The organism is Nocardiopsis sp. N85 (genome assembly GCF_028882275.1).
In the GTDB taxonomy this organism is placed as follows: Bacteria; Actinomycetota; Actinomycetes; order Streptosporangiales; family Streptosporangiaceae; genus Nocardiopsis; species Nocardiopsis lambiniae.
The window spans coordinates 76,351-92,005 of record NZ_JARBUT010000006.1 but is presented as its reverse complement, the minus strand read 5'-3'; the positions used below and the strand labels follow the sequence as shown (position 1 = coordinate 92,005).

Sequence of the window (15,655 nt, the reverse complement as noted above, 5' to 3'; positions counted from 1 at the left end):
TGTATTGGGCGGGGCCGGTCCATGTTCAGCGGGCACAGGCTACCCCGGAGGCGTCACACACCACCAGGACCAAAGACCCGAACGTGTCTACCGCACGCCCCGGTGCGCGGCCCATGCCTCCGCAGCCGCCAGCATAGACTTCCTCCACTTCTCCTCGGGCCTCGCCTCAACGACCCACTGCTGAATCCCCACATGCGCCCGCGCGAACGCGTCGATGGCTTCGGGGTCCGCGGTCTTCCACGTCTCGCAGCCGTCCACCCACGCCTCCGCCTCGGCAGGTGTGTGCCCCCCAGCGATGAGCTGCACCACGAAACACGCCGGGGTCAGGAACGCGGCCCCGCGGGTCGGCCACGCCCAGTCCACGACCCATGTCCGGTCCTGGCTGATGAGGATGTTTTCCGGTTGGATGTCGGTGTACACGAGCGTGTCGCCGGCCAGCAGCTCCGGGGTGTCGGTGAACCGGTCCCACCGGGTCTCCGCCCACCCTGCCGCTTCCGGGGGGAGTTCCACGGCCGCGATCCGGTCGATCATCTCCACGATCCGCGACGTGTCATCGTCTTCGCCAGGCCTGTAGTTGGCTGGTCGGCCCTCGACCACCTCGAATCCGAGCACGAACCACGGCCCATCGACCTTCCAACGCACGAGCGGGGAAATCCCGGACAGCGCTGCGTTGACCTGCCCCTCTCGCACCAGCGAGTCCAGGCGACCGCCGGGCCGGTTCGGGACTCCCTTGACGAAGAACTCACCGTGTTCGCCGGTGACCAACGCGGTGGTGGAGAATCCGCTCCCGCCCTGTGTGGGCCGCACATCGGTGATGGGGCCGGTGTGCGGCAGGATGATGTCCTTGTAGGGCAGTTCCATGGGAGCCCCTTTCACGTTCGAGGTATGCAGCCGCTGTCAGGGACCCCGGGGCAGCACCAGCGGTCCGGTCCGCAGGGGACGGGGTTCGGCGGCGGGTCGTTCTTTGCGGCTGTGATCTCGTTTCGGGCCTGGGTCATGTCGGGGCCGGTCAGGATATCGGCCAGCGGCTGTTGGAGGACGTTGCCGGTGTTCATCCAGGTGGAGAACACGCACGGCGAGACCCGGCCGTCCGGTCCGATCGAAGCTCGACCGTTGCCGCACGCTCCGCACAACCCGGAGCAGTCCGGCTCCTCGGTCTGGGTGCCGCGCCCGTAGGGGCGGACGTGGTCGACGCCGATGCGGGTGACTCCGAGCTGGCGGAGTTCGGCGCGGGTCTCCTCGACCCCTTCACCGTCCGCGGTGATGATCGAAACCCGCAACGGGATATTCAGCTCCAGGGCACGGACGATGTTCGCCCGGGTGTGGCGGTGCGAGGCGCGGCGGCCGGTCATGGCGTTGTGCCGGGCCGGGTCGGACCCGTAGTAGGAGGTCGCGGCCGACATGCCGGGGCGTTGGAGCAGCGTCCACCAGGCGGGGGAGACATGCACGAGGTTGGAGTACACCTCCACGTCCAGCCCGCGGTCGAGGGCGTGTACGGCGATCGCGGGGGCGTCGGGGTGCAGGGTGGGTTCTCCGCCGATGAGCTGGACGAGTTCGACCCCGGCGTTGGCGGCCTGGTCCACGACCGTGAACCAGTGGTCGCGGGTCATGGTTCCGTGCCCGCCGTCGGGCCCCGAGCCGTTGTAGCAGTGCGCGCATTCGAGCTGGCACTTGCGGGTCAGGTCGAGCCACAGCATCCGCATTGCGGCCACCGTGGGGGTGGGGGAGTGTTCGGTTATGGTCACAGGGTTTCTCCCGTGGGTTGCGGTGTGAGGCACCACACCGGAAACCGTAACCCACACGGCACGCCCTGTCACCGGATTGGCCGAGCCCGGACGCGCAAGACGCCTCCGCCCCCGAAGAAAAGGGGCGGAGTCGCCAGAGGTCCGTCACCGTGAGCCCCGCGCACGCGGGGATGGGCCCAAGCCATGGTTGCTCAGGTGCGGCCGGTGGCGGGAGTGGTGGCCGCGACCCCGGTCGGGAGCCCGCTCCCGCGCACTGGGCGCGGAAGCGTTTCCACCGGCAAGGCCCGGGTCCCGAGTGCCCGTGGAGTACCGCGCCGGTAGGCGGCGGTGAGCGGGATCCCGTAGCAGGCTGTCCCGACCGTGGGCCAGGCGGGATCGAGTGTGGCACCGTCGGCCGAGCGCCCGACTCCCCTTGGTGTGGGGCTTTCCCCGACGCGCGTTCACCGACGCCCCCGCAACCAGAGCGTCTCTCCTGCCCGCGTGTGCGAGTCCCGGATCCTGAAACCCCTGCCATCCGACGCTGTGCTCGTTAGGCTCACCGAGACGGTGACACCGAGACACGAGAGGCCCATGGTGCGGGAGATCGAGGCGAAATACCAGGTGCGGAGTGGGGACGGCGAGGCCTTGTCGGCGGCGCTCAAGCGGGCCGGGGTGGAACTCGGCAGTCCGGTTCACCAGGATGATCAGGCCTACGCCCCTGAGGCCTGGGCCTACGGCCTCTCGAAGGTCGGGGTCCCCTTCGCGCGGCTGCGCACCACCCAGGACGGCCGGCATCTGTTCACCGTCAAGACGCCGCTCTCGAACGAGATGGAGTGCTCCGAGGCCGAGAGCATCGTGGCCGACCGACAGCAGATGCACGAGGCCCTCGTCCACATGGGTTTCCGGCCCACGGTGCGCATTGTCAAGACACGGTGCTCGGGCACCGTGGGGGAGTGGTCCGTCTGCGTTGACGAGGTCGAGTCCGCGGGCCTGTTCATCGAGGTCGAGGCGACGGTCACCGACGACCGCGACGGCTGGGCCGTACAGGCCGAACTGGACGCCTGGGTACGCGCCCTCGAAGTACCGGTAGAGCGCACCACCGACACCTATGACTCCCTCGTCCGTTCCGCCAGGGCCTAGCGGATCCTCGGTGTTCCCCGTGGCGTCGGCACGAGCGGTCCCTCCGGCGGGAACGATCCGCCTGGAGGTGCCCTTGGACGATGTCGAGGACCTCGAATTCTGGCGGGACGTCAACGACCGAGGGCTGAACGGGACCCCGCTCTACTACCGCCCCTTCCTCGAACGCAAGGCGGAACGGTGCGCAGCGGTGATCACCGCCCTGGCCCGAGCCGAGCCCGGCGGTGTCCTGTTCCACTGCGGGGCCGGACGTGACCGCACCGGCCTGGTGTCCCTGCTGCTGCTCGTCCTGGCCGGGGTGCGGGCCGACGCGATCGCCGACGACTACGCACTCTCCACCGCCGAACTCGTCCCCCTCTTCGCCGCGATGGGACGACGGGACCGGGGGCCGATGATCGAGTCCCTGATGGCCGAACGGGGGACGACGCTCCGGGGGAGCGTCCTCGACGTCCTCGACGGGTTGGACGTACGGGCCCACCTCCTGGAGGCGGGGGTCGAAGAGCGGGACCTGGCCGGTGTCCGGGCCCGACTCCTGGGTCGAGCCCTCGGGTGGCGAGGCCGGGACCACCGGTGATCCGTGGCGGGTGGTCCCTCGACCTCCTCCCCTCCGGGAGGAAGGTCACCGTTTGGTGCGGGCCTCCAGCCAGGTGGTGATGAGGTCCAGGACACGGTCGCCGGCGGTGTCGTGCAGGAGTTCGTGGTAGCCGCCTTCGACGGGGTGGAACTCCTTGTCGTCGACGGGCAGCGATTCCACGAACAGGCGGCTCTGTTCCGGGTCGGTGACGGTGTCCTCGGTGCCGTGCACGACCAGGCACGGTGTGCGCCAGTGCGCGATGCGGCGGCGGACGCCCGCGTTGACCTCCAGGGCGGTGGCGGCCACCCGCATCGGCAGGCGTCCTCGGAAGAACAGCGGGTCCTCCGCGAGTGCCTCGATCTGCTCGGTGAGGTGGGTGAGCCGTGAGGGCGGCTGTTTGGGCAGGGGCGCCGGGACGGTGGGCAGGAACAGTCCCAGCAGGTCGACGGCGGCGCGCACCGGGGGCGGGGGGAGCGGGAGCAGCGCGGGGGCGGTCAGCACCGCACCGTCGACGTCGGCGGGGTCCACGGTGACGCTGCCCGCCGTGATGAGCCCGCCGAGGGAGTGTCCGAACAGCAGGACCGGGAGGCCCCTCGCGCGCATGCGCCGCCGCAGGAGCACGTGGTCGATGACGGCCCGGCGCGCGTCCAGGGATCCCCGGCGGCCGGGGGCGCGTCCGTGGCCTTCGAGGTCGGCGGCCCACACCTCGAATCCGAGTTCCACCAGGTGGGGGATGAGCGTGTTGTGGGAGGTCACGAACCGTTCGGCGTATTCGGAGTAGCCGTGCTGGAGCTGGACGAGCGCTCTGGGGGTGCCCGCCGTCTCCCATACGTGGACGTCGCCCCCGGTGGGTGTGGTGCGGACTCCGGTCACGGTCGCTCCTTGGCGCAGGGGTCGGTGGGCCGATGGTGGAGGGGTACCCGTCGTGTGGTGGAGGATTCGCCTCAGGTGCCCGGTGTGTCGAGTTCGGCTTCGAGGAGGGGGCCGATGAAGGCGCGGAGACGGGCGGCCTCTTCGGTCGGGACGGCGCGGGTCGCGGGTTCGGTGTACATGATCAAGTACAGGTAGGTCCGGTACAGCGCCAACCGGTGGAGCGTGTCCGGGGTGAACTCCACATGGCCGCCGGCGTCGCGATAACCGGTGAGGAAGGCCGTGTCCCGGCGGATGTCGCCGAACAGTGCCAGGGAGGCCAGATCGGCGACCGGGTCGCCCCAGAAGGCGCGTTCGCCGTCGATGACACCGCTGAGCGCCGGCGTGTCGGGGGCGCCGTCGACCAGGACGTTGCCGTCCCACAGGTCGAAGTGGACGAGGACCGGGGTGCGCACCGCTTCCAGACGGTACAGGTGGGTGCGCAGGCGGGCGCGGATCTCGTCGGGGGCCCGGGGGAGACGCACCCCGTGGCGGTGGGCGTCGGTGAGGACCGCCTCGACCATGGCGGTGAAGGCCTCTGGCCAGGTGGGGGCGCGCAGCGGCGGGTTCTCGGGGTAGCCGAACGCCTCGCCGGTGATGGTGTGCAGGGCGGCGACGGCCCTGCCGAGGTCGTGGCGGACGCCGGCGAGGCCGTCGGGGGTCAGGCCCTCGCGGACCCGGTCCAAGGGGACGCCGGGGAGCCGGGTGGCCGCCAGGTAGTGGCGGCCCGGCTGGTCGGGGACGGTGCCCAGGTGCAGGGGTTCGGGGATCAGGGCGCCCAGGGCGGGGCGGGCCAGGGCGTAGACGCGGGCTTCGGCGCGGGTGATGCGGTGTTCGTAGGTCAGACGGGGCTGGTGGGACGGGGGTTCGATCTTGAGGACGAGGTCGGTGCCGTCGGCGAGGGTGACCAGGTGGACGGTGTTGTAGGTGCCGCCGGTGAGCGGGGCGTGGTGGCGGACGCGGGAGCGGGGCCCGAGCGCGGAGCGCAGGAGGGCCTCGACGAGGGGGGTGTTCACGGGGCGAGCCTAGGCCAGGCGCGCCGGTGCGTGTTCGCCGTAGCGCCCGGCATCGTGGCGCGGCCCTCCCGGGGGCGGACGGGGTCAGGGACGGGCGGGGCGCCGCAGTCGGCGGACGCCCCGGACGACCGCGCCGATGAGCAGGGCGTTGCCGAACGCGCCCAGGACGAACAGGGACCAGAGCACGACGGGGTCGGTCTGCGCCGACATCTCCGGGAACAGGGAGAACACCGACATGACGAGCACGCTGCACGGGAGCAGGTAGGCGGCCAGGGCGATCTCCGGCATGCTCGTCTCGGGGAAGCCGGGCCCCAGGTGCGTGTAGGCCGCCCAGCCGAGGAGGAGGGCGGCCGCGGCCAGGTAGAGGCGGGAGGGCGTGTTGTCCACCGCGGCGGCGAGGAGGTTCTTCACAGGGTCCCTTTCGTGTCGGTCCCCTTCAGCCTGGCGGGCGTCGGCACGGAGCGCACGGGTGCGCGTACTCAGGCGCCGGCGGGGCGGCCGGTGCCGGAGGCCTCGTGGGTGGGACGTGGGGGAGGCACCGGTGGGCGACGGCCGCTCCCGGTCCTTCGGAGGACGCGGTGGCGTACCGCCTCGGGGGTAGCGGTGCGGGCCCGGCGGTGTCACGTGATGCCGTACTTGTCGGGGACGCCGTAGGAGGTGGGTTCGCCGGGGGCGGTCTCCAGGTCCAGGGCCTTCTCGATCCCCTCCAGGGCGCGGGCCAGGCGGGGGGCGTTGCGGCGGTACACCTGGGGATGCGGGCGACCGGAGAAGTCGGTGCGGCGCCAGATGGAGTGGCGGACCCCCACCGTGATGTCGAGGAACCAGGGCGCCAGGTAGACGGTCGCGTCGACCAGGTCGTGCTCGCGTTCCTCGCGGCCCTGGGCGTCGATCCAGGCGCCCGGTCCGGACAGGGTGATGGACTGGGGTTCGGCGTCCGGGAGCCCGGCCGGGCGGCCGATGGGAACGTCGCGGGCCATGTCCGGTGCGGTGAGCGCGGCGGCCGGATCGATGTCCATGAGGGAGGCGAAGCCCGAGTACCCCTCGCCGGCGCGCAGCCAGGACACCTTCATGGTGCGGGGCACGCACAGGCCCTCGTCGGTGAGGACGTGGGCGGCGGTGGCGAGTCGGTCGCAGGCGTCGGCGAGGGTGAGGTCGTCGTCGTCGGAGTTCACCTCCCAGGACCAGGAGGCGATGTGGTCGAGCGTCTTGGGCAGCACGGGGTCGGTGGTCCCTCTCGGGGCGGGGCGGCCGGGGTCGCCCGGCGCGGGTCAGGCGCCGGAGTCGGGTTCGAAGCGGATCAGCACGGACTTGGAGGTGGGGGTGTTGCTCACCTCGGCCGTGGAGTCCAGGGGTACCAGCACGTTGGTCTCGGGGAAGTACGACGCGGCGCAGCCGCGGGCCGTGGGGTAGTGCACGACCCGGAAGTGGGGGGCGCGGCGTTCGCGGCCGTCGGGCCATTCGCCCACCAGGTCGACGTGGGCGCCGTCGGCCAGGCCGAGGTCGGCGGCGTCGTCGGGGTTGACCAGGACGACGCGGCGGCCGTCGGTGATGCCCCGATAACGGTCGTCGAGCCCGTAGACGGTGGTGTTGTACTGGTCGTGGGAGCGCAGGGTCTGGAGCAGCAGACGACCCTCGGGGATCTCCGGGGCGTGGGTGCCGTTGGCGGTGAAGTTGGCCTTGCCCGTGGCGGTCGGGAAGCGGCGCTCGTCGCGGGGCCCGTGGGGCAGGGTGAAGCCGTCGCGTCGGCGGGCCTTGGCGTTGAAGTCGTCGAAGCCGGGGACGACGGCGGCGATGTGGTCGCGGATGCGGTCGTGGTCGGCGAAGGCGGACCAGGCCACGGGTGTCTCGCCGAACAGGCGGGAGCCCAGGGCGCGCACGATGTCCACTTCGGAGCGCATGTGCTCCGACAGGGGTTCCAGGACGCCGTGGGAGGCGTGGACGCGGCTCATGGAGTCCTCCACGGTCACCCAGCGGGGGCGGCCCCGGTGCAGGTCGCGGTCGCTGCGGGCGAGGGTGGGCAGGATGAGGGCCCGGGTGCCGGTGACGACGTGGGAGCGGTTGAGCTTGGTGGACACGTGCACCGTGAGGCCGACGCGGCGCATGGCGTCCTCGGTGAGGTGGGTGTCGGGGGTGGCGGCGACGAAGTTGCCGCCCATGGCGAAGAACACCCGGATCTCGCCTCGGGCCATGGCGCGGATGGCGTTGACGGTGTCGTGGCCGTGTTCGCGGGGCGGCTCGAAGTGGAACTCGTCGGCGAGGGCGTCGAGGAAGGCGGGGGAGGGGCGCTCGAAGATCCCCATGGTGCGGTCGCCCTGCACGTTGGAGTGGCCGCGGACCGGGCACACGCCGGCGCCGGGCCGGCCCACGTTGCCGCGCAGCAGGAGGAAGTTGACGACTTCGCGGATGGTGGGCACGGAGTGCTTGTGCTGGGTCAGGCCCATGGCCCAGCACACGACGACGCGCTGTGAGGCGATGGCCATGGCGGCGATCTCCTCGATGAGGGCGCGGTCCAGGCCGGTGTCGTGTTCGGTGCGGGCCCAGAACGCGTCGGCGGGTTCGGCGAGGAGCGCCTCGGCGAAGGCGTCGAAGCCGTGGGTGTGGGCGCCGATGAACTCCCGGTCCAGGACGGCGCGGCCGTCGCGGTCGGCCTCCAGGAGGATGCGGTTGAGCGCGGAGAAGAGGGCGAGGTCGCCGCCCAGGCGGATCTGGGCGAACAGGTCGGTGAGTTCGGTGCCGCGCCCCAGGAGCCCGCCGGGGTGCTGGGGGTTGCGGAACTCGCGCATGCCCGCTTCCGGGAGCGGGTTGACGGTGACGACGCGGGTGCCCTTCTTCTTGGCGCGCTCCAGGGCGGTGAGCATGCGCGGGTGGTTGGTGCCGGGGTTCTGGCCGGCGACGATGATGAGGTCGGCCTCGTACAGGTCCTCCAGGGAGACGCTGCCCTTGCCCACGCCCAGGGTCTCGGTGAGCGCGGATCCGGAGGATTCGTGGCACATGTTGGAGCAGTCGGGCAGGTTGTTGGTGCCCAGTTGGCGGGCGAGGAGCTGGTAGGCGAAGGCGGCCTCGTTGCTCGTGCGACCGGAGGTGTAGAACACGGCCCGGTGGGGGGAGTCCAGGGCGCGCAGTTCGTCGGCGATGAGGTCCAGGGCGTCGTCCCAGCCGATGGGCGTGTAGTGGGTGGCGCCTTCGGCCAGGTACACGGGTTCGGTGAGACGGCCCTGCCGTCCGAGCCAGTAGCCGGAGCGTTCGGCGAGTTCGGCGACGGGGTGGTCGGCGAAGAAGGCGGGGGTGAGGGCGCGCGCGGTGGCCTCCTCGGCGACGGCCTTGGCGCCGTTCTCGCAGAATTCGGCGCGGTGCCGCCTGTCGCCCTCGGGCCAGGCGCAGCCGGGGCAGTCGAAGCCGCGTTTCTGGTTGACGGCGAGCATGGCGGGCAGCCCGCGCCGCACCCCGGCGTGTTCGGCGACCTCTTTGACGCTGTTGAGCACGGCGGGCAGCCCGGCGGCGGCGGTCTTGGGCGGACCGACGCGGGGCGCGTCCTGGGCGGGGTCGGGGCCGGTGGGGCGGTCGCGTCTCATGGTCGCGATTCTCTCACCCATGGGTCGCGCGCCTCAAAGGGCCGAGGGGCGGACCGTGCGGGGCGGGGTTCCGGGATCTGTCGCCCGTGGTCGGCGGGCCCGGGTTCCGGTGGTGACGGGGCCCCGTGTGTCGCCGTCCGTGGGGAAGGGGGCGTCGATCGGCGCCGGCCCGTCGTGTGGGGGCCCGGCGGGAGGGGTCTCCGCCGGGCCGATCGGACGTCAGGGGGTGTTGAACAGCGCGCTGACCGATTCGCCGTTGTGGATGCGGCGGATGGCCTCGGCCATGGCCGGGGCGATCGACAGCACCCGCAGCTTGGGGGTGACCTTCTCGGGGGCCAGCGGGACGGTGTTGGTGCAGACGATCTCGGTGACGTCGTCCATGGCGGTGAGCCGGTCCAGGGCGCCGTTGGTGAACAGCCCGTGCGTGCACGCCACCCGGATCGACCGCACCTTGTGCTCGCGCAGCCGCTCGATGAGTTCCACGACGGTGCTGCCCTTGGCGACCTCGTCGTCGAGGATGATGACGTCGCGGTCGGTGACGTCGCCGATGACCGAGGTGATGCTGACCCTATCGTCGCTGAAGCGCTGTTTGGCCCCCGCGGCGACGGGGGTGTCGAGTCGACGGGCGAACGCGGAGGCGGCCTTGGCGTTGCCGAAGTCGGGGGAGACCACGACGGTGTTGGAGAGGTCGTCGCCGTGGAAGTGGTCGGCGAGTTCGCTGAGGGCGTGCAGGTGGTCGACGGGGACGCTGAAGAACCCGTGCACCTGCGGGGAGTGCATCGTCATGGTCAGGACGCGGTCGGCTCCGGCGGTGGACAGCAGGTCGGCGACCAGGCGGGCGCCGATGGAGATGCGCGGGGCGTCCTTCTTGTCGGAGCGGGCGTAGGCGAAGTGCGGCATGACGACGGTGGTGCGCGCGGCGGAGGCGCCCCGGGCGGCGTCCAGCATGAGCAGCAGCTCCACCAGGTTCTCCTGGACCGGCGGCACCAGCGGCTGGATGATGAACACGTCGCGTTCGCGGCAGTTGTCCTGGAGCTGGATCTCCAGGCAGTCGTTGGCGAAGCGGGAGACGCGGGTCGGAGAGAGCGGTTTGCCGAGGTCGGCGCAGATCTCCTCGGCGATCTCGGGGTGAGCGCTGCCGGAGAAGATGACGATGTCTCGCACGGATGTCCCTGTGTCGTGGGAGCGAATGGGCCGCAATGAGAGTACTGCCCGCGTTCCGGCCGCTCACGGCCTACCGGGTGTCGACGCGGTGGGGATGATCTGGGAAGACGACGCGGACGCTCCGGGGCGGGCCGCTCCGAAGGCGACCCGTCCCGGCGGTCGGCGGGTCGTGCGGTCCCTTGACGCCGTGGGGCGGCGCCGTCGGGGACGCGGGAGCCCTCGGCGGACGGGGCGTCGCTCATGGGGAGGACGTCGGTGCGCCCGCGGGCGGGAGAATCTCACGTCAAGGCGGGGTGGGAGCGCGGAAAGGCCCCGGAGCGCCGAACCGCTCCCCGGAAGTCGGACCGGGCATCCGGTGCCATCGACCGGGGAGCGGTCCCATGAGAGCGCACGGCTCGCGCGCCCCGGGGTCACTCCCGGTCGAGCGTCTCGTGGACGAGGGGGACGATGCCGTCCAGGGCGTAGGAGATGCCCAGGGTGGAGCCGCTGGAGAAGGCGTTGGCCAGCGCCGGGTCGTCCATGATGATCAGTCGGCCGTCCTCGGCCGATCCGATGCCCTGGAGCACCGGGTCCTCGCGCAGGACGTCGGCGGTGTCGCCGATGGGGAAGACGATGGTCAGGTCCGCGTCCAGGACCTCCACCAGTTCCGGGCTGAGGTCCACGTAGAACGCGCCGTCGGCCATGTCGGTGATCTCGGACTCGTACTGGAAGCCGAGGTTCTGGAGCAGGTCCACGCGGCCGTCGCCGGGCACGTAGGCGCCGTACCGGCCGTCGAAGTAGGCGCCGACGGCGATGGTCAGGTCGGCGAAGTCGGGGTTCTCCTCGCGGATCGTCTCGAATTCGGCCTCCAGCCCGGCGATGAGCTCCTCGCCGCGCTCGTCCTCGCCGAGGACCTGCGCGACCTGGCGGGTCTGCTCCTGCCAGGTGGTGCCGTAGGTGACCTCGACGCCGGGCGGCGGGCCCACGACCGGGCCCAGGGGCGAGAGCAGGTCGTAACGGTCCTGGGAGTTGTCGGAGCGGGTGTCGAGGACGACGTCCGGGTCCAGGGTGGCGATCTCCTCCAGGTTCGGCTCCAGGGTGGCCAGCTGGGCGGGCTCGGAGTCGAACAGGTCGGCGGCCCAGGGGCCCACACCGGGGGCGCCGTAGCCCTGCCAGTCGGCGACGCCGACCGGCTGTACGCCCAGGGCGAGCGCGGTCTCGGCGTCGGACCAGCCCATGGCGACGACGTTGGTGGGGCGGTCCTCGACGGTCACGTCGCCGAACAGGGTCTGGACGGTGACCGGGTAGCCTTCGGCGCTCTCACCGGAGGCGTCGGGGGAGCCGCCGGTGGCCTGGCCGCCGCAGGCGGCGAGCATCAGGACGGAGAGCGCGCCGGCGGCGATCGCGCCGCCGCGGGTCAGCGGGCCACGGTTCATGGAGCCTCATTCGTGGGAGAAGATCAGATGAGCTTAGCCTTGCCTAAGCGAAATCATAGTGGCGCGGCCGAGGGGCGGGCGCACAACGGTACGAAGGGGTGCGTCGTGGTGCCGGGGAATCCCCGCCCTGGGGCGGTTTCCGTGGGGGCGGGGCCCTCGGAGCGGCCGTGGGTGGCGGGGGTCACATCCGGGTCCGGCGGGCTGGAGGCGGGTTCGCCGCGCTTCGCGCACCTGGCTACCCTGATCGCGGCACGTCGACAGGTGAATGGAATGATCGGATGATCACATGCTCAAGCGCGGGCGTGCGCCCCGGATCGAAGGGGACCACCGCGTGAGCGACCCCGCCCCCGTCGATGTACGCGCCCTGGCCCGGCGCACCCTCGCCCGCAACCGTCGCGACGTCGTCCTCGGCGTCATCCTGCTCTCCCTCCACCAGCTCGCCGAGGCGCTGGTCCCCGTCGCCATCGGCCTCACCATCGACCGGGCCGTCGTCACCGGCGACGTCGGTGTGCTCGCCCTGTGCGTCGCGGGGCTGCTCACCCTGTTCACGGTGCTGGCCTTCGCCTACCGCGTCGGCGCCCGCTTCACGCTGCGCGCCACCGAGAACGAGGCCCACCTGCTGCGCGTGGAGGCCGCCCGCCGTGCCCTGGACCCGCGCGGCGAACGCAGCGGACTGCGGACCGGCGAGGTGTTGTCGGTGGCCACCTCCGACGCCGAACAGGCCGCCCTGTACGTGCGGGCCTGGGCCGGGCTCATCGCCATGACGACCGCCATCGTCGTCACCACCGTCGCCCTGCTCACCATCGACGTGCCCTTGGGCGTGGGCGTCCTGGTGGGCGTGCCCGTGATGATGCTCCTGCTGCGCGTCCCCGCCGCCCACATCACCCGGCGCAGCGAGGCCAAACAGGCCACCGCCGCCGGCGCCACCGCCCTGGCCACCGACCTGGTCGGCGGACTGCGGGTCCTCATGGGCATGGGCGCCCGCGAGGCCGCCGCCGTCCGCTATCGCGCCGCCAGTGCCCGGGCCCTGCGCGCCTCGGTGTCCGCCGCCGCCAGCAACGGCGTCTACCGGGGCGTGGTGTCGGCCGCGAGCCTGCTGTTCCTGGCCTGCGTGGCCGCCGTCTCCGGGTGGATGGCCCTCCAGGGACGGCTGAGCATCGGGGAGCTCATCACCGTGGTGGGCCTGGCCCAGTTCCTCGCCGAACCCGTCCAGGGGCTGGGCATGGTCGGTCAGATCTTCGCCACCGCCCGCGCCTCCGCCCGCCGCCTGGTCCGCCTGCTCGACGCCCCCGACGCCGTCGCCCCCGGCGACCGTGCCCCGGAGGGGGACGCGGTCGTGGAGCTGGCCGACGTCACCTACCGGACCCTGCGCGGGGTGGACCTGCGCCTCGAACCCGGGCGGACCGTCGGGGTGCTGGCCACCGACCCGCGCGACGCCGAGGCGCTCCTGGAACTGCTCTCCGGGCGCGCCGCGCCCACGGAGGTGGAGGGCGCCGTCACCGTCGGCGGGGTCCCCGTCCACGACCTGGACCTGGCGGCCCTGCGCGCCGCCGTCCTGGTGGAGGAGCACGGGGCGACCCTGTTCGAGGGGACCCTGCGCACCAATCTGGCCACCGGAACCGACCGCGACGAGGCCCACCTGTCGGCCGCGCTGCGTGCGGCCGGGGCCCAGGACCTGGTCACCGGCCACCCCGACGGCCTCGACCGGCCGATCACGGACCGGGCCGCCAACCTGTCCGGCGGACAGCGCCAACGCACCGCCCTGGCCCGCGCCCTGGCGGCCGACCCGCCGGTGCTGGTCCTGCACGACCCCACCACGGCGGTGGACGCCGTCACCGAGGAGGCGATCGCCCGGGGGGTGAGCGCCCTCCGCGCCGAGCGCGTTCCGGTCGGGGCCACCCTGGTGGTGACGGGCAGCCCGGCGCTGCTGGCCCGCGCCGACGAGGTGGTGGTGCTGATCGACGGGCGCGTCCGGGGCCGGGGGACCCACGCCGACCTGGTCCGCGACGATCCCCGTTACGGCGAGGCGGTGCTGCGGTGAGCGTCGGTCTGGTGGGTCCCCCGCGTGGGGGCGCCTTTTCCGCGGGGTGTGCCCGCCTGTCCGGGGCCGATGCCGGGGCCGATGCGCCCTCGTGCGGGTGTGCTGTGGTGGGGGTCGGTCTGGTGGGTCCCCCGTACGCGGGCGGCTCGGCGGCGCGGTGCTCCTGTCGGTGCGGTGCGGCGATGACCGCGTACGGGAAGACGCCCCCGAGGCCCGCTCGGAGAACGGACGAGGGTGTGCGCACGCCCGAACGAGGAAGGACGGTGACCGCGTGAGCGCGACCGACGAACACGCGGACCTGCTGCCCACGGCGTCGGCCCGCCGCACCTGGGCCGTGCTCGGCGACGGGGTGCGGCGCAGCGGCTGGGGCACCCTCCTGTCCCTGGTCGTCGTCCTGATCGGCAGCGGTGTCGGACTGATCGCGCCCTGGGTGCTGGGCGCCATGGTCGACGACATCACCGCCGGGGCCGGGCTCGACCCCGTGCTGCGCGCCGCCGGGATCATCGCCGCCGCCGCGGTGGTCGGCGGACTGCTCACCGGCCTGGGCGGCTGGCTGGTGAGCCGGTCCGGCGAGATGATCCTGGCCCGGTTGCGCGAACGCGTCATGGACCGGGTCCTGCACATGCCCGCGGCCCGCCTGGAGCGGGTCCGCGTCGGAGACCTGCTGTCCCGGGTCGGGGACGACGTCGCCGTGGTCACCGCCGGCATCGCCCGCAACGGTTCCGACGTGGTCGTGGCCATGGCCACCGTGCTGTTGACCGCCGTGGGCATGACCGCGCTGGACTGGCGGTTGGGGCTGGCGGGATTGTGCGCCCTGCCGGTGTACGTGTGGGCGGCCCGGTGGTACCTGCCGATCTCGGGCCCCTACTACGCCCGTGAGCGGGTCGCGATGGGCGAGCGTTCGCACGCGATGATGGGCGCCCTGAGGGGACGCGCGGCCGTGCGCGCCTACCGCGTCGAGGCCGAGCACGAGGGCCGTGTCGCCGAGCGTTCCCGGGCGGCCATGGACATCACGGTCTCGGTGTTCCGCCTGCTCACCCGGTTCGGGTCGCGCCTGAACGGCGCCGAGTGCCTGGGCCTGACGATGGTGCTGGTCACGGGCTTCTGGCTGGTGCGCGGTGACCTGGTGACGGTGGGCGCGGTGACGGCCGCGGCCCTGTACTTCCACCGCTTGTTCGGTCCGATGATGTTCCTGGTCATGAACTTCAACGAGGTGCAGTCGGCCGGGGCGAGCCTGGCCCGGCTGGCCGGGGTGGTCGACCTGCCCGAGGCCCCCGAGCCTCGGGACGCGCGCGAACCGCAGGACGCCTCGGTACGGGTCAAGGCGGTCGCGCACCGATACGGTCCCGGTGCCCCGCCCGCCCTGGACGGGGTGTCGTTGGAGATCGCTCCCGGGGAACGGGTGGCCCTGGTGGGCGCCAGCGGTGCCGGTAAGACCACGTTGGCCGCGATCATCACGGGGCTGCGCGTCCCGGACGAGGGCGAGGTGCACCTGGGCGGGGTGCCCTTGGCGGACCTGGGCGAGAGCCGCCTTCGCGGACACGTGTACCTGGTGAGTCAGGAGACGCACGTGTTCGCCGGGACCCTGCTGGAGGACCTGCGGCTGGCCCGCCCGGAGGCCACCGAGGCCGAGGCGGAGGCCGCGTTGGCGCGGGTGGACGCGCTCACCTGGGTGCGGGCCCTGCCGGAGGGGCTGCGCACCGTGGTCGGTGAGGGCGGGCACGCGCTCACCGCCGAGCAGTCCCAGCACCTGGCGTTGGCCCGACTGGTGTTGGCCGACCCGCCGGTGGCGGTGCTGGACGAGGCCACCGCCGAGGCGGGCAGCGCGGGTGCCCGACGTCTGGAGCGGGCCTCCCTGGCCGCCACCGAGGGCCGCACCACGTTGGTGGTCGCCCACCGTCTCACCCAGGCTCGGGCCGCCGACCGGGTGGTGGTGATGGACCACGGTCGGATCGTCGAGCAGGGCCCGCACGAGGCCCTGGTCGCGGCGGGCGGCCGTTACGCCGACCTGTGGCGCGGTTGGCGGGGTGCTCCGAACCCGTGACCCTCCCGGACGGTGCCCGACGAGGCTCCGGTCGCGGTCGGTGGCGGTCACACCGAGCC

General features: G+C 72.6%; 13 protein-coding genes. 4 read left to right on the top strand and 9 right to left on the bottom strand.

All coding sequences use genetic code 11. The annotated features are described in order from the left end of the window. Window positions 1–87: 87 nt before the first annotated feature. A complete protein-coding gene (locus PWG71_RS10725) occupies window positions 88–861 on the bottom strand; it encodes a protein kinase (RefSeq protein ID WP_274809488.1) in 774 nt (257 codons plus the stop codon). A gap of 11 nt (window positions 862–872) precedes the next feature. Beyond that, entirely contained in the window at window positions 873–1,703 is an 831-nt protein-coding gene (locus PWG71_RS10720) for a radical SAM protein (protein WP_274809487.1), read from the bottom strand. 612 nt (window positions 1,704–2,315) lie between these two features. On the opposite strand from PWG71_RS10720, the gene PWG71_RS10715 reads away from it, so the two are divergent. Together PWG71_RS10715 and PWG71_RS10710 are read left to right on the top strand one after the other, a co-directional pair. Further along, a complete protein-coding gene (locus PWG71_RS10715; RefSeq protein ID WP_446725006.1) occupies window positions 2,316–2,864 on the top strand; it encodes a class IV adenylate cyclase in 549 nt (182 codons plus the stop codon). 73 nt (window positions 2,865–2,937) lie between these two features. Then, entirely contained in the window at window positions 2,938–3,435 is a 498-nt protein-coding gene (locus tag PWG71_RS10710) for a tyrosine-protein phosphatase (RefSeq protein ID WP_274809486.1), read from the top strand. A 45-nt stretch (window positions 3,436–3,480) separates the two neighbouring features. Here PWG71_RS10710 and PWG71_RS10705 read toward each other — a convergent pair whose 3' ends face one another. The 7 genes from PWG71_RS10705 to PWG71_RS10675 form a co-directional block, all read right to left on the bottom strand. Further along, window positions 3,481–4,308, bottom strand: a complete 828-nt coding sequence (locus tag PWG71_RS10705; RefSeq protein ID WP_274809484.1) for an alpha/beta fold hydrolase — start codon at window positions 4,306–4,308, stop codon at window positions 3,481–3,483. 71 nt (window positions 4,309–4,379) lie between these two features. Continuing rightward, window positions 4,380–5,360, bottom strand: coding sequence for a phosphotransferase family protein (locus PWG71_RS10700; RefSeq protein ID WP_274809482.1), 981 nt, complete (start codon window positions 5,358–5,360; stop codon window positions 4,380–4,382). Between the two features lie 84 nt (window positions 5,361–5,444). Continuing rightward, window positions 5,445–5,771 carry an SCO4225 family membrane protein gene (locus tag PWG71_RS10695; RefSeq protein ID WP_274809481.1) on the bottom strand — a complete coding sequence of 109 codons (327 nt, stop codon included), beginning with the start codon at window positions 5,769–5,771 and terminating at the stop codon, window positions 5,445–5,447. Window positions 5,772–5,980: 209 nt separating this feature from the next. Beyond that, window positions 5,981–6,577, bottom strand: coding sequence for a hypothetical protein (locus tag PWG71_RS10690; protein WP_274809480.1), 597 nt, complete (start codon window positions 6,575–6,577; stop codon window positions 5,981–5,983). 51 nt (window positions 6,578–6,628) lie between these two features. After that, a complete protein-coding gene (locus PWG71_RS10685; RefSeq protein ID WP_274809479.1) occupies window positions 6,629–8,932 on the bottom strand; it encodes an FdhF/YdeP family oxidoreductase in 2,304 nt (767 codons plus the stop codon). A gap of 219 nt (window positions 8,933–9,151) precedes the next feature. Further along, window positions 9,152–10,096 carry a ribose-phosphate diphosphokinase gene (locus tag PWG71_RS10680; protein WP_274809478.1) on the bottom strand — a complete coding sequence of 315 codons (945 nt, stop codon included), beginning with the start codon at window positions 10,094–10,096 and terminating at the stop codon, window positions 9,152–9,154. A 410-nt stretch (window positions 10,097–10,506) separates the two neighbouring features. Continuing rightward, window positions 10,507–11,511 (bottom strand): ABC transporter substrate-binding protein, encoded by a 1,005-nt coding sequence (locus tag PWG71_RS10675; protein ID WP_274809477.1) that lies wholly within the window; start codon window positions 11,509–11,511, stop codon window positions 10,507–10,509. A 331-nt stretch (window positions 11,512–11,842) separates the two neighbouring features. Here PWG71_RS10675 and PWG71_RS10670 point away from each other — a divergent pair, with 331 nt between their 5' ends. Both PWG71_RS10670 and PWG71_RS10665 read left to right on the top strand, forming a co-directional pair. Continuing rightward, window positions 11,843–13,552: an ABC transporter transmembrane domain-containing protein gene (locus tag PWG71_RS10670; RefSeq protein ID WP_274809475.1), complete on the top strand. Its 1,710-nt coding sequence runs from the start codon at window positions 11,843–11,845 to the stop codon at window positions 13,550–13,552. A 271-nt stretch (window positions 13,553–13,823) separates the two neighbouring features. Then, on the top strand, window positions 13,824–15,596 hold the full coding sequence (locus tag PWG71_RS10665) for an ABC transporter ATP-binding protein (RefSeq protein WP_274809473.1): 1,773 nt from the start codon (window positions 13,824–13,826) through the stop codon (window positions 15,594–15,596). Window positions 15,597–15,655: the final 59 nt, after the last annotated feature.